Genomic DNA, 12836 nt, shown 5'->3' with positions numbered 1-12836 from the left:
CTCCTTACAGCTCCGGCTCAGACTTCCCCTTGCGGGGCGCCTGGGCCTTATTTTTGTTCCTGCACTCCTGTTTGCTCTGTTCCAGCCGCTCCTTGATGGAGGGCTTGCGGTCCGCCTGCTTCGCCTGGGGGCGGTCGTGCTGCCATGGGTCATCCGTGGGGAACAGATACCCCCGGCTGGTGAAGCACCCCCGGTCCTCCTCCAGGGCGCGCCGGCCGAAGGGGGCGGGGTCAATGGCGGCCCGGAGGTCGTCCGTCAGGCCGATGGTCAGTTTCTCCTCCAGGTACTCCCAGCCCAGGTCCTCCAGGGTCCGAACATGGGGCTCCAGCACGAAGCAGTCCACATTTTTCTCAAATTCCAGGAACTGCTCCGCCGTGGTCAGCCGATAGGGGGACTCCTGGACAGCAGCCAGAAGATCCCGGTCCTCCTGGGATAGGGCGGCAACGGCTTTCGCTACCGCCGCCAGCTCCTCCCGGCTCATGTTCTGTTCAGCGCCGCCCAGGGAAATATCCGGGATTGCTTTATCTGCCATTCACGCCCTCCTTCCGTTTGGGTAACTCCAATTTGAAGCGGACATACTTCTCGCCGGTATCGTCCAGCACCACCACCGCGTCATAGGCGGCGCCCTTCTTTTCAGACCACATCCCCTTGACGGAGGTGCGGCCCTTCTTCAAAAGGTCGGCGGCCATCTTCTTTGTCAGCTCCTTCTTGCGGGAGGTCCAGAAACGGTCGTCCTTCCACAGCACGAAGCGGCAGGAGCGGTCGGAGCAGTAAAAGTTCTTCCTGCCCTCATAGACCGGCTTGCCGCAGCGGGGACAGAGGCCCACGGCCTCCCGCTCCGGGGCAAACAGCTTCTGGCCCTCCTCGGAGATGTGGGAATAGGTTTTCACCAGCTCCCGCGCCATGTCAGAGATCCCCGCCATGAAAGCGGCGGGATCGCCCTCACCCCTGGCGATGGCGGTCAGCTTCTGCTCCCACTCCGCCGTGAGCATGGGAGAGGTCAAAGTATCCGGCAGGACGGTGACCAGGTTAATCCCCGCCTTGGTAGGGATGAGACTTTTCCCTTTGCGCTCCACAAACCCGGCCGCCACCAGCTTTTCCAGGATCGCCGCCCTGGTGGCCGGGGTGCCCAGGCCCTTGCGCTCGGCGTCCTCCGGCATCTCCTCTTTCCCGGCAGTCTCCATCGCCGCCAGGAGGGTGTCCTCCGTGTACGCCTTGGGCGGGGCGGTGAAGTGTTCGGTGACAGCGGCCTCCACCTGGTCAAAAAGTTGACCCTCGGTGAAGTCCGGCAGAGCGGCGGGTTCCGCCTCGCCCTCCGGCTGCTCCTTCAGGGAAACGCGGAAAATGTGGTCGATCTCACGCCAGCCCTCGGAGAGGATGCGCCGCCCCTTGGCGGTGAAGGTCTGCCCGCCGCAGGTAAAGGTCGCCGTCACCGCCTCGTACACATAGGGCTCCGCAACCGCGCACAGCAGCTCCCGGCACACCAACAGAAGGATATTGCGCTCACCCACGGGCAGTTCGGACAGGTCCGCCTTCTCCAGCTCCAGCGTGGGGATGATGGCGTGGTGGTCGGACACCTTCTTGTCATTTACCAGCAAGGACACATCCGGGAAGAACTCCCCGCACCCGTCAAAGGGCGGTACCTTGGCCGCCAGGTGGAGGACCACCGAAGCGGTCTCCGCCATGTCGGCGGTCAAAAACCGACTGTCCGTCCGGGGATAGGTCAGCAGCTTTTTCTCATAGAGGGATTGTGCGTAGTCCAGCGTCTGTTTCGCCGTGTAGCCGAAGATGCGGTTGGCCTCCCGCTGGAGGGTGGTCAGGTCGTAGAGCCTGGGCGGTGCCTCTTTCTTCTGTTCACGGGTGACGGAAGCGCAGACTGCCTCCGCGCCGGCACAGGCCGCCCTCAGGGCCTCCGCCTCCTCCGGGGCGGCGATCTTCTCCGACACCGCCTCGGCCCCGCCCAGGGTCAGGCGCACATGATGGTATTTCTCTTTGCGGAACATTGTGATTTTGCTGTCCCGGTCCACCAGCATGGCAAGGGTGGGGGTCTGCACCCGCCCCACATTCAGGGTGCGGTGGTAGAGGACAGAAAAAAGTCTTGTGGCGTTGATCCCAATGAGCCAGTCTGCTTTCTGGCGGCAGAGGGCGGACTGGTACAGCGGGTCATACTCCGCGCCGGGGCGCAGGTCCTGGAAGCCCTCCCGGATCGCCGCGTCCTCCATGGAAGAGATCCACAGACGGGAGAAGGGCTTCTGGCATCCCGCCATCTCATAGACCAGCCGGAAGATGAGCTCGCCCTCCCGCCCGGCGTCGCAGGCGTTGACCAGCTCGGTGACGTCCTCTCGCTCCATGAGGTGCTTCAAGTTCTGGAAGGCGTCCTCCTTGCCCTTCGCCAGCACATAGCGGAAGGGCTCCGGCAGGATGGGAAGGTCATCATACTTCCATTTCTTATAACCAAGGTCGTACCCGGCTGCGTCCATCGGGGATACCAGATGCCCCACGCACCAGGAAACGATGAGCCCATTTCCTTCAAAACAGCCATCGGCCCTGGATGTGACACCCAGGGCCGACGCGACGGCTTTTGCAACACTCGGTTTCTCACAGATCACCAGCTTCATTTCGTATCCTCCATTTCTTCCTCCGGTTCCGGTTCGTCCTCGTTGATATACTCCTCCTCATCCGCAAAATCATAGTCGTCCGGGTCTGCGCTGACCTTGGACGCCTGCTTGGGACGGATAAACTTGATATAGGCGAAGGCTCCGCCGCCGCCCAGCACCACCAGCGCCAGGACCAGCGCCAGGGCGCCCATGCCCCCGGACTTCTCCGCCTCCGGCTCCGGTTCGGGTTCCGGCTCCGGCTCCGCGCCGGCGCACTCGGCCATATTCACCGCGCACACCTCGCAGGAGGTGTTCACCGCCCCGGCCTGGCATTTCTCCGTACAGGTGCAGACCGCCGGCGCCTCCTGGGCCTCGCCATCCTCCATCAGTGCCAGGAGGTCCGCCTCGTCCACCTGGTTCAGGAAGTGGACGGTCTGCGCCCCCTCGTCATCCCGGTCGATGATGAGATAGAACACGTTGCCGCCCTTTGTCTCCACCGTGATGAACTGCTTGCCGGAGGATGTCCCGCCCAGGTCGTCAATGAGGGACAGGTTCCCATCCGGGGTCAGGGCTGCCCCTCCGCCCCCGGAGAGGCCGGAGGCGAACAGCTCCAGCAGGGCGGAGAGGTCCGTCCCGTCCAGGGAGAGGGAGAAGCTGCCCGTGTCCGTGATGGTCAGGTAGTCGGAATGAACATAGCCCTCCCGCTCCGGCAGAAGCACCTTGACCCATTCGCCCTCGGTGTCGATGACTTCTACCTGCGCCCCATCGGGAAGCTGGGTGAAGGCGTCGTTATCCAGCCCAGCGCCGGTGCGGACATTCAGGTTGCCGCCGCAGGTGGTCACGGTGCCGGTCTGCTGGGTTTCCCATTTCTCCGTGTCAGGGGTGAACAGGATACCGTCCTCGGTGACAGTCACAGTCCCCAGGCCGCCCAGCAGTTCGGTGATCTGGTCCAGGGTGTCCCCGTCTGCCTCCGTGTTATTGTCCGCGCTATCATCGCCGGCGGGATCTTCCTCATCAGTGATAGTGACCTCCGGGGCCTCGGCGTCCTCCGCAGGGTCCGCCTCCGTCCCGGCAGTTTCGGTGTAGTAGGGTTCGCCCTCCCCACCGCCGGCGAAAGCGGGGACAGCAAAGGCCGTGGCACAGAGCGCCACGGCCAGGGCCGCCGTAAACAGGCGGATGATCTTCTTATTCTTCATACTCGGTATCCTCCATCTCATTCTCGCCGGGGTCCGCCGCGGCCTCCGCCTCCATCATGCCCTCCGGCAGGGTGATGAGGCCGCTGGCGTAGGCCTTCAGGAAGGCCGTCAGTTCCCGGTTGTCCATCTTCACCGCCTTGACCATGCGGACGATCTCCAGGTTCTCCTCCTCGGTGAGCTGGGCCTCCAGGGCGCGGAGGCGCTTCTGCTGCTCGGAGATTTTCTCCTTCGTCTTTTCGATGTCTTTGCGGATTTTTTCAACCGTTGCCATGTGTGCAAAACTCCTTTCCAAATCGTTCTCTCCAGGAATAGTTCCGCCCCAGGCCCTTGACCGTTTTCAGGTTTTTCCGGGCGTTGTCCTCCAGCGCCAGGGCGCGGCGGAACAAATCGGGATGCTGCTCCCGCAGAGCGGTTATCTCGTCGGGTTTCATGCTGGGGCAGAAGAAGCAGGAGGATTTGCCCGGCTGGGGCAGACCCGCATTTTCAATGGCCTGCATACACGCTGCCCGGTCCCATCCCCATTCCATCAGGGGATACCACTTGCTGTACTTGGGGTCGGCCAGGTCGCCCAGCAGCACCTTGTCGCTGCGGTAGCTCTCGCCGGCGTCGTAACCGATGAATTTCACCACCCGCTTGCCCGCTGCCCATACCTTTTGGCAGGGCAAATAGTGATTGCAGAACTTTTCCTGCGGCCCGATCTTGTGTTTCAGGGAACACCGCTTGAAACCGTAGGCCATAGAGGGCAGGGTGCCGCTCTGCAAGCACTCCTGCTCCAGGGTCAGCCGCTTGCCGTCCCGCGTGGTCTTGTACACTCTGGTGATGGGCGGCATCCCGTGATCCTTCAGCCAGCGGTCCATGACGTCCAGGTAGGCATAGGTGTGGGGATGCTCCGCCCCGGTATCCGCAAAGAGGATCAGGTCTACCGAAATACGGTGCTGGTGCAGACCGACTAAAAGGGCGGTGCTGTTGACACCGCCCCCATAGGAAACCATATTGATGTGTGTTTCACCTCCCATCAGTTGTACGGCGGCCGGCCGTAGGCATAAAAGTGAGACTGCCAGTAATTTGTATTCAAATTGGTGTAGGAAATCGGGTCTCCGCAATGCAGCATCATATTGTCGCCCACATAGATGCCCACATGGGAGATACCGCTGGTGTCATAGGTGCCCACAAAGAACACCAGGTCGCCCGGCTGGGGGTCGGAGACCGGCGTGGAGATGTTATAGAGCCCCTGGGCGCCCAGCCGCCCGGTGTTGCACAGGCCGGTATTGGTCAGCACATAGCTGACGAAGCCGGAACAGTCAAAGGAGGTCTCCGGGCTGCTCCCGCCCCAGACATAAGGGTATCCCAGGTATTTCTCCGCCTCGGTGATGAGGGTGGCGAACCGCTCATCCGTCAGGTACTCGGCGGGAATGTCCCAGGCCGTGGGCGGGTTCTCAATGTACTTGCCCACATACCCGGAGGACGGGAACAGGTCCGGTCGGTTGCCCAGGGTGGACATATACACGGCGTACATGGAGAGCTGGTCCTCGCCCATGATATAGACCGGCACATGGGAGAGGTCGAAATTCTCCAGCGTGACGGTGCAGATGTACCAGGTGTAGGGAACCTCTACCTCGTACTCGTTGCCCTCGCTGTCCGTCCTCGTTTCTGTCCGATACCGTGTTTCAGTGGTCACGGTCTCGGTGAGGATGTACTGCTTGTCAAAGAGCATTTCCAGATCCCCTTGCACCTCGTCCAGGGTGAACACCCCCTCGTGAAGCGCCGACAGGATGGACAGCAGCACATAGGGGTCATGCTCGATCTCGTCCAGATCAAAGTGGTACTCGTCGTAGTCGTGGGTGGCCTCGTAGGTGTCCAGATACTCTTGCAGCTCCGCCTCCATCTCGCAGTAGGCGGCCTCGGCCCCGGTCAGGTCCGCGTCCTCCGAAAGATAGGAGGACGCCACCAGGCCGGAGGTCCCGCCCCCGAACATAGAGGTGCAGGACTGCATCAGCCCCATGATGAGCATGAGGATCAGCCCAATCCCGCCCACGATGAGGAGGGTGTGCTTGTTTTTGGTAACGAAGCCGCCCAGCTTCTGGGCGATGGTCCCGCCGCCCTTCTTCGCTGCGGAGGCGGCGGTCTGGGACGCCTTGCCCGCGGCCTGGGCCGCGCCAGTCCCTGCCCGGTGGGCAGCGGCGTACTGCTTTTGCAGGCGCTTCTTCTGCCACAGCCGGGAGATGGGATTGCTGGACGCAAGCTGGGGGTTCTCCATAACGGATTTCTGCCAATAGAAATCCGCATTGGCTTTCACCGCCGCCTGCTCCGCTTTTGATACATCCCGCCAGGGTTTCAGCTTGCGGTCTGCCCGCGCCTGGTGGAAGCGGCGGCCGCCATAGCCCACAGCCTTCTCGATCTGCCGCTCCCCCAGGTGGCCGGCCTGGACGCCGGAGTTTTCACCCTCCACCTTGCTCACTTCGCCGTGGAGGGTAGACTTGACCTCCTGCACCGGCCGGGATAAGGGGCTGCCATGCTCCTTGCCGGGAGGCTTCACGGGGACGGCGGCCTTTGCCGCGTCCAGCTTATCCGCCGCCTTGTCGGACTTGCGGACAGCTTTTTTCAGCTCCGGCGCCGCCCGGTCTGCCTCCGAAAACTGCAAACGGGAGGAAGGGCGGTCCCTGGCCGCCTCACCCTCCCGGAAGGTGTCGCGCCGCTTGCGCCGCGCCTTTTTCGCCTGGCGCCGTTCCACATGGCCCGCCGCCTCGTCCGCCGCCCGGCTCAATGTCCCCGCCGTTTCATCAGCAGAGGAATAGTCCTGTTCCTGGGGGCGGTCCGAAATGTGGGTGGCCTCGCCGGTCACCAGGTTCACCGAAATGGCCCCGTCACGGGTCATCTTCTGGGCCTCCTTCTCGGAGGCTTTCCATTCCTGCATTTATCCGTCACCTCCTCCATAGGGGCAGATGCTGGCGCACGCCCCGGTCTCAATCGCCGCGATATAGTGAAAAATGGGATAGGCCTGGGGCGGGCAGACTGCGTTGCCCAGGGTTTTCAGGCGCAGGGCCCGGTCCTTCGTGTCATCAGTTATGCGGGGGACATCTGCGGGTTCCTCTCGCCAGAGGATACGGCTGTCCATCCTTTCGGGAAGCCCATGAGCCATTCCACCCAATCCGGGTTCAGTGCCGCCTTCTCCGACAGGGGCTGCTCCTGGTGGATCACCTGGGCCGACAGGTTGCTGGACGGGGACTTGCCCTGGAAGGCCGTGGGTTTCAGGGTGGAGCGGTAGCCCTCCGACGCCGCCGGCGTCAGGTAGAACACCGCCGCCGAAAGGCTCAGGCTCCAGATCGTCCCGTCCCTGTTCCGCTTGCGGAAGATCCCATTGTCCGACAGGTACACATCCAGGTTTGCCGCGTCCCTGCAGGTGGATTTGTCGGAGGCAAGGGGCGTGGGAAACATCAGCCGCGACGATAAAAGTTCGCTGGCGCTCATGCCACGCGCCGACGCCGCAAGCCGGAAATACGAATGGGAGAACAGCGTATCCCGCTTTTGCCAGGTCAAAAATCGTTTTGTCGAGCCCCATATTGATGAAGCCAGCAACATTTTCCCCAAGCACCCAACGGGGCCGCAGCTCGGTAATAACTCTGCACATTTCCGGCCACAGGTAGCGTTCATCCGCAAAGCCCTTCCGCTTTCCCGCGGTGGAGAAGGGCTGGCAGGGGAAGCCGCCGGAGATGATGGTGACTGTTTCAAGTCCTGTTTTCTCAAAAAACGCCTCCTTCGTGAATGTGGTGATGTCCCGGAACTTCGGCACGTCCGGCCAGTGCCGCTCCAGGACGGAATAGGGGTAGTCCGCCCATTCACACTGGCAGACGGTCTCGAACCCGGCCGCCTCCGCCGCCAGGTCCAGACCGCCGATGCCGGAGAACAGGCTCACATGGGTCAGTCGCTCCATACCTCGTCCCCTTCAAGGTCTCCCTCGTCCTGGGGCTCCTCCACATCCTCCAGGCGGACCAGGTTATGGCGGCGGATGATGGACTCCTCCAGGACGTCCTGGGCGGCATTGCTGCCCTCCGGGAGGCCCAGGCTGCGGAAGAGCTTTTTCAGCACCTTTTCATAGCCGCCGGCCTTTTTCTTCAGCCGGAGGAAGTCCTTCTCCGTTTCCGTCTCGGACAGGCGGCGGGCCAGCGAATAGTAGAGGACGATCAGGTGGTGGATGTCGCCCACCAGCATACGGAAGCCATAGCCGGGGATGATGTACTCATCCTTATACTTCTTGGGCTTCGGCTCCTCCACGGGCACCGGGGTGGCCTCCGCCAGCTCCTTTGCCATAAGGTCCTTTAGGTCTTTGGGGTCGCCGAATACCAGGTAGCGGCCGGGGATGCCCCAGCCCTGGAATTTCTCCTCGGCGATCTCGCCGTAGCGCTTCGCCGCGTCCAGCACATGGAACACGTCCTCCTCGTCCTTGATCCGGCCCGCCAGGAAGGCGAGCTGGTGGAGAAGGCCGTACAGGTGGACCTCATCGTTGATGTGGTTGAGATAGGTCTTGCCGTCGATAATGTAAATCTTGTTTTTCATATTCACGCCTCGCTTTCACAAAAATCAAATTCCATGCTCATCTGCCCGCCGCAGAGCATCATCCGCAGGAGGTCCTTCCCCTGGGGCGTGATAAGGGTCTGCTGGCGGAAATGCCCGTACTTCCAGAAGTCCTTCACCTGGAACAGCCCCTTATTGGAGGGCTTGGCGTAGGGCAGAAGGTATCCGGCCGGGCAGCGGTAGAGGAAGCCCTCCTCCATCAGGAAGCGGCAGAAGTCGCGCTCGCCCACGCCCAGCTCCTTGGCTGTGGCCCGGATATTGGTGCAGTTGCCGGGGCGCACAAAGGCGTCGTAAAAATCCGCTTTCGGCCGCAGCCGTTCCACCTCCCCGGTAAGGCGGCGGTTCTTCTCATGCTCCGCCAGGAGCTGGTCCGCAAAGGAGAGAAGGATCTCCGGGTGCCTGGCCGCCTCCTCCAGCAGGGAGGGCGTCATGTAGCCCCCGGTCCTGCGGATCGTGGGAAGCACCTCATCGAACACCCATTTCTCAAACCGCTCCGCGCCGGGCAGCCGGCTATGAACGATCAGGCGGTAGACGTCGCCCTCCGGGAGGAAGGTCATTGTCTGGTCACCGCTTGCGGTGGGGATGGAACGTTTCGTTCCACCCCTCGCATGGTCACGGACAGCCTTTCGGGGATTGCTGTACCCCAGGGCCTTTGCCACATCCGAACCGCAGAACAGGTATTTCCCGTCCTCCTCGATCACGCGGATACTGCCAAATTCACTGTTTCTGAATATCTCCATGTTCATATTCACGCCTCCGTTTCCGCCGCGTGCTCCACCTCGCTGGGCTTGGTGGTAAGCAGCTTATAAAGCTCCGTGTCCTTTGGGAAGTCGTCCGCAAAGGGCAGGATCACATTGTTGAAGAACAGCAGCCCATGGCCCGGCTCGGAATTGGTCACATAGGCAAGCTGTTCCGCCGAAATGCCCAGCCGCTCCGCCAAAATCTTGCGGTCGCCGGCGGCCTGGTTGAGCATATAGATGAAATCGCTGTTTTCCAGGATGTTCTCGATCTCCGGGGAGGAGAGCAGGTCCTTGGGGTTCTGGGTCGCCCCGGTGGGCACCCCGCCCCATTTTCTAAACCGTTTCCAGATCTCCGCCGAATAGGCCGCCGTCTGCTCCTCCTTCAGCAGGAGGTGGAACTCGTCCACGAAATACCAGGTGGAGCGCCCAATGGCCCGGTTGATGGTGACGGTGTTCCACACCGCATCCTGGACAATGAGCATCCCCGGCTTTTTCAGGTTTTTGCCCAGACCCTTGATGTCAAAGCAGACCAGCCGGTTGCGGATGTCCACGGTAGTGCGGTGATTAAAGAAGTTCAGCGAACCGTTCACATACAGATCCAGCGCCTGGGCCACCCGGTCGGCCTCCGGGATGCCCTGCGCCAGCAGCGCCTCCATCAGGTCGCCCAGGATGGGCATATTCTCCGGCCTGGGGTCTGCGAAGTAGGGCTGGTAGATCTTCTGCACCGCCCGGTCGATGACCGTTTTCTCGATGGCCTCCAGCCCCGTCTTGCTCCCCATGATGAGCTCGCAGAAGGACAGGACAAAATCACTTTTCAGCGCCAGGGGGTTCTCCTCATCCGAATAATTCAGGTTGATGTCCAGGGGGTTCACATAGTCGGTGCTGGACGGGGACAGCCGGATCACCTGCCCGCCCAGCCGGCGCACCAGGGGCGAATACTCGTCCTCCGGGTCGCAGATGATGACATTATCTTTTGTGGTCAGGATGATGAAAGTGATCTCCCGCTTGCAGCTCATGGACTTGCCGCTGCCCGGCGTGCCGAACACCAGCCCGTTGGGGCTTCTGGACTGTTTGCGGTCCAGAAGGATCATGTTGTTACTCAAAGCGTTGAGGCCGTAGTACATGGCGTCCCCGCCCATAAACAGCTCCTGGGTGACGAAGGGGACGAACACCGCCAGCGCCGAAGTGGTGAGGCTCCGCTCGATTTTGATACGGTTGAGCCCCAGGGGAAGGCTGCTCATCAGTCCGTCCTCCTGCTGGAAGTCCAGCCGGGTGAGGAGGCAGTTGTAGGTCTGCGCCACGCTGGCCGCCTGGGACACGGCAATCTCCAGCTTCTGCTTGGTCTCCGCCATGTGCATGACCAGGAAGGTCAGATTGAACATTCGCTCATTCCTGCTTTGCAGATCCTGGAGGATGGTCTTTGCCGCGCCGCCGTAGGTGGCAAGGTCGCTGGGGAGGATGTCCATGTCGTAGCCGCTGCGTACCGCCCGCTTCTGCTCCGCGATCTTCATGGCGTCCAAATCCGTGATCTTGCGCTTGACCATCTTGATGGCCTCGTTCTGGTTGATGCCCCGGATGTGCATAGTTACCAGGATGTTGCCCTCGGTCTCCATAAACTCCGCCAAAATGCGGTCGTGGATCTCCGGGGCGGTAATCTGCAAAAAGCTCACCGCCCCGTACATCTCGCCGATGCGGAAGGTGCGGGTCTCCCCGAAGTGGAAGGAGGACGGGGCGATGAAGTCCTTGACCGAAAGGCCGCTGGGCGCCAGCCAGTCCCAATCGAAGGCGAACTTCCCGCCCTCCGGACGGCGGCCGTCTGCCGGGTGGAGGATGCCGTGAAGCAGCTCCAGCCGCTCTTTCCCGTCCAGCACATGGGCGGCGGCGCCCATGACCTTGAAGCGGTTGAGGGTGTCGGTCTCGATACGGGCGAACCGCGCCCGCGCCGCCGGAAGGTTCTCCGCCTCGATGGTCAGGGTCACATACTTGGTTTTCACATAGCCGTTGCTGCCCCGCTCATACTGGAAGCGGAGTATCCCGGCCGCATCCTCCCGGACAGGGTCCAGGTCGTCACCCTGGGGACGGATGCCGAACAGGTCCTCCTCCGGCCCATGCTCCACATACCGGCTGCTGAGCGACATCTGCACCCCGATGGTGGGGTCGTAGCCGTTGTAGAAATCGCAGAGGTGTTCAAATATATCCCGCTGGCCCTCCGGCGAAGCCAGGCGGTAGTTGACATCCTCGAAGGCGATGGTCTTGGAGAAGGTCCCGCCCTCCAGCCGGCACAGGCCGTCCGGGAACATATTGCGGAAGGGGATGCTCTCCTGCACTGTATGGGCTTTCCCGTCCCCCTTGGCCTGGCGGACCACCGCCTCGATCTGCTTACGATCGGCGCGGGTCAGCTTGCGCCTTGCCCCTGCCGGTTTTGCGGGTCTTGCCGTTTTTGCCTGCAATCGCTCTCACCTCCTGTTCCAATTCGTACTGCCGCACCAGGGCGGAGTACAGGTTGTTGGTCTGGTAGATCCGCGTCTTTGAGCGGATAAATTTGTTTTCAATGAGATGTCCGAGGAACACCTCCAGGGGCTGCCCGTTCTTCTCGTACATGGCGAACAGGAAGAAGGGAAGCATCACCAGGATCATGCACAGGGCCGCCGTGGTGGTGCCAAGTGCCCCCTTGGTCAAAAAGAAAAGCGGCACGCCGATAATTGCTGCCGCTCCGAAACAGATCACCTGCCGTTTGGTCAGCCCGAACAGGACCTTGCTCTGTACCTTGCTCAGGTCCTTCGGGATCGTTACATAGGCCAATAAAATCAGCTCCTTTCCGCAAGCTGAATGTCGCTTGCTACTTCATTTCCCCATACATCCCAGCCGGGAGTCGCCTGCCGGGCGAACAGCTCAATCCGGGGGACGTCTCCCATCAGGGCCTCGATCCGGCGCCGCGCCTCATCCGGCTTTTTGCTGTGCTCCTCAACATGGGAGAGGATGACCTGCTTGACGTCCCTGGCTGCCCGTTTCGGGTGCCCGCGGGTCGCCAGCAGGCAGATCTCCGCGTTGGCGCGGGTCCAGTATCCCATCCCGGTGAAGATGTTGTCCGATTTGCGGCACTGCTTCACCCACACGAAGGCCACCGTCTTGAAGGTGAAGCCCCAGGCGTCCATAACGCCCCAGCCCTCACGGAGCATGGGGAAGGTGATCCAGAGGAACAGGGCGCAGTCCCCGGCCGCAAGCCGGGATACTGGCAGCGCCTTGATGGCCTCTATGCTCATGGTGGGATAATGGCTTTCCGCGCTCCGGCCCGCGCCCTTTTTGCTCCATACCTTGTAGGACCAGGGCGGGTCCGCGTAGATGACATTGTATTTCTTCTCCATGCCGGCCTCCCTCTAATGCGCTCCAAATAGAGACTTTGCGAGGCTGCCGGTCTTAAAGAGGGTGAAGCACAGGAGCACCGTGTACCCCATGCACCCCCAGATAGCGCCGGAAATGTTGTCGCCGCTCAGGGAGATGCCCTCCACCAGCACTGCGTAGATGCCCACGCAGATCATAATGAGGAACGCCTGGAAGCCCAGGGCCAGCAGGGAGCGGAGATAGTTCTGCCCCGTGTTGCCCCATTCCCGGTTCACCATCGTGGCAAAAGGGATGGGACCTATCGAGGTCACCAGTAGGGTAAGAACCCAGCGCCTTGCCATATCGCTATGGCAGGTTTCCGAGAACTCCCCTCCGAACCGGACTTACAC

The 12836-nt window shown here is 61.6% G+C and carries 11 protein-coding genes and 3 pseudogenes; all 14 read right to left on the bottom strand.

What is annotated here, in order from left to right:
* Positions 1–4 precede the first annotated feature (4 nt).
* A complete protein-coding gene (locus B5F54_RS15570) occupies positions 5–532 on the bottom strand; it encodes a hypothetical protein (protein ID WP_071430332.1) in 528 nt (175 codons plus the stop codon).
* Positions 522–2618 (bottom strand): type IA DNA topoisomerase, encoded by a 2097-nt coding sequence (locus B5F54_RS15565; protein ID WP_087235123.1) that lies wholly within the window; start codon positions 2616–2618, stop codon positions 522–524. Before B5F54_RS15565 ends, B5F54_RS15570 begins: the two co-directional genes overlap by 11 nt.
* Positions 2615–3166 (bottom strand): annotated as a pseudogene (locus B5F54_RS18455) (DUF4366 domain-containing protein); the annotation flags it as partial. The pseudogene B5F54_RS18455 and the gene B5F54_RS15565, both read right to left, overlap by 4 nt.
* Before the next feature lie 114 nt (positions 3167–3280).
* Positions 3281–3793 (bottom strand): annotated as a pseudogene (locus tag B5F54_RS18450) (SH3 domain-containing protein); the annotation flags it as partial.
* Positions 3783–4064: a DUF4315 family protein gene (locus B5F54_RS15550; protein WP_087235122.1), complete on the bottom strand. Its 282-nt coding sequence runs from the start codon at positions 4062–4064 to the stop codon at positions 3783–3785. The gene B5F54_RS15550 and the pseudogene B5F54_RS18450, both read right to left, overlap by 11 nt.
* Positions 4051–4809 carry a phosphoadenosine phosphosulfate reductase gene (locus tag B5F54_RS15545; RefSeq protein ID WP_442856134.1) on the bottom strand — a complete coding sequence of 253 codons (759 nt, stop codon included), beginning with the start codon at positions 4807–4809 and terminating at the stop codon, positions 4051–4053. Before B5F54_RS15545 ends, B5F54_RS15550 begins: the two co-directional genes overlap by 14 nt.
* Positions 4809–6707: a C40 family peptidase gene (locus B5F54_RS15540; protein ID WP_087235121.1), complete on the bottom strand. Its 1899-nt coding sequence runs from the start codon at positions 6705–6707 to the stop codon at positions 4809–4811. Before B5F54_RS15540 ends, B5F54_RS15545 begins: the two co-directional genes overlap by 1 nt.
* A complete protein-coding gene (locus tag B5F54_RS15535; protein WP_087235120.1) occupies positions 6708–7724 on the bottom strand; it encodes a DNA cytosine methyltransferase in 1017 nt (338 codons plus the stop codon).
* Positions 7712–8347, bottom strand: coding sequence for a hypothetical protein (locus B5F54_RS15530; RefSeq protein ID WP_087235119.1), 636 nt, complete (start codon positions 8345–8347; stop codon positions 7712–7714). Before B5F54_RS15530 ends, B5F54_RS15535 begins: the two co-directional genes overlap by 13 nt.
* Before the next feature lie 2 nt (positions 8348–8349).
* Positions 8350–9111, bottom strand: a complete 762-nt coding sequence (locus tag B5F54_RS15525; RefSeq protein WP_087235118.1) for a BRO family protein — start codon at positions 9109–9111, stop codon at positions 8350–8352.
* A 2-nt stretch (positions 9112–9113) separates the two neighbouring features.
* A complete protein-coding gene (locus tag B5F54_RS15520; RefSeq protein WP_087235117.1) occupies positions 9114–11555 on the bottom strand; it encodes a VirB4-like conjugal transfer ATPase, CD1110 family in 2442 nt (813 codons plus the stop codon).
* Positions 11485–11907 (bottom strand): PrgI family protein, encoded by a 423-nt coding sequence (locus B5F54_RS15515; RefSeq protein ID WP_087235116.1) that lies wholly within the window; start codon positions 11905–11907, stop codon positions 11485–11487. The genes B5F54_RS15520 and B5F54_RS15515 overlap by 71 nt, the downstream gene beginning before the upstream one ends.
* 5 nt (positions 11908–11912) lie before the next feature.
* Complete coding sequence (locus B5F54_RS15510; RefSeq protein WP_087235115.1) at positions 11913–12470, bottom strand: MT-A70 family methyltransferase; 558 nt, start codon at positions 12468–12470, stop codon at positions 11913–11915.
* Positions 12471–12482: 12 nt separating this feature from the next.
* Positions 12483–12779, bottom strand: a pseudogene (locus B5F54_RS15505) (VirB6/TrbL-like conjugal transfer protein, CD1112 family); the annotation flags it as partial.
* Positions 12780–12836 lie beyond the last annotated feature (57 nt).

The sequence above is a fragment of the Anaeromassilibacillus sp. An250 genome (genome assembly GCF_002159845.1).
Lineage (GTDB): Bacteria > Bacillota > Clostridia > Oscillospirales > Acutalibacteraceae > Anaeromassilibacillus > Anaeromassilibacillus stercoravium.
The sequence above is the reverse complement of the archived record's forward strand: the minus strand, read 5'-3'. Positions and strand labels throughout refer to the sequence as shown.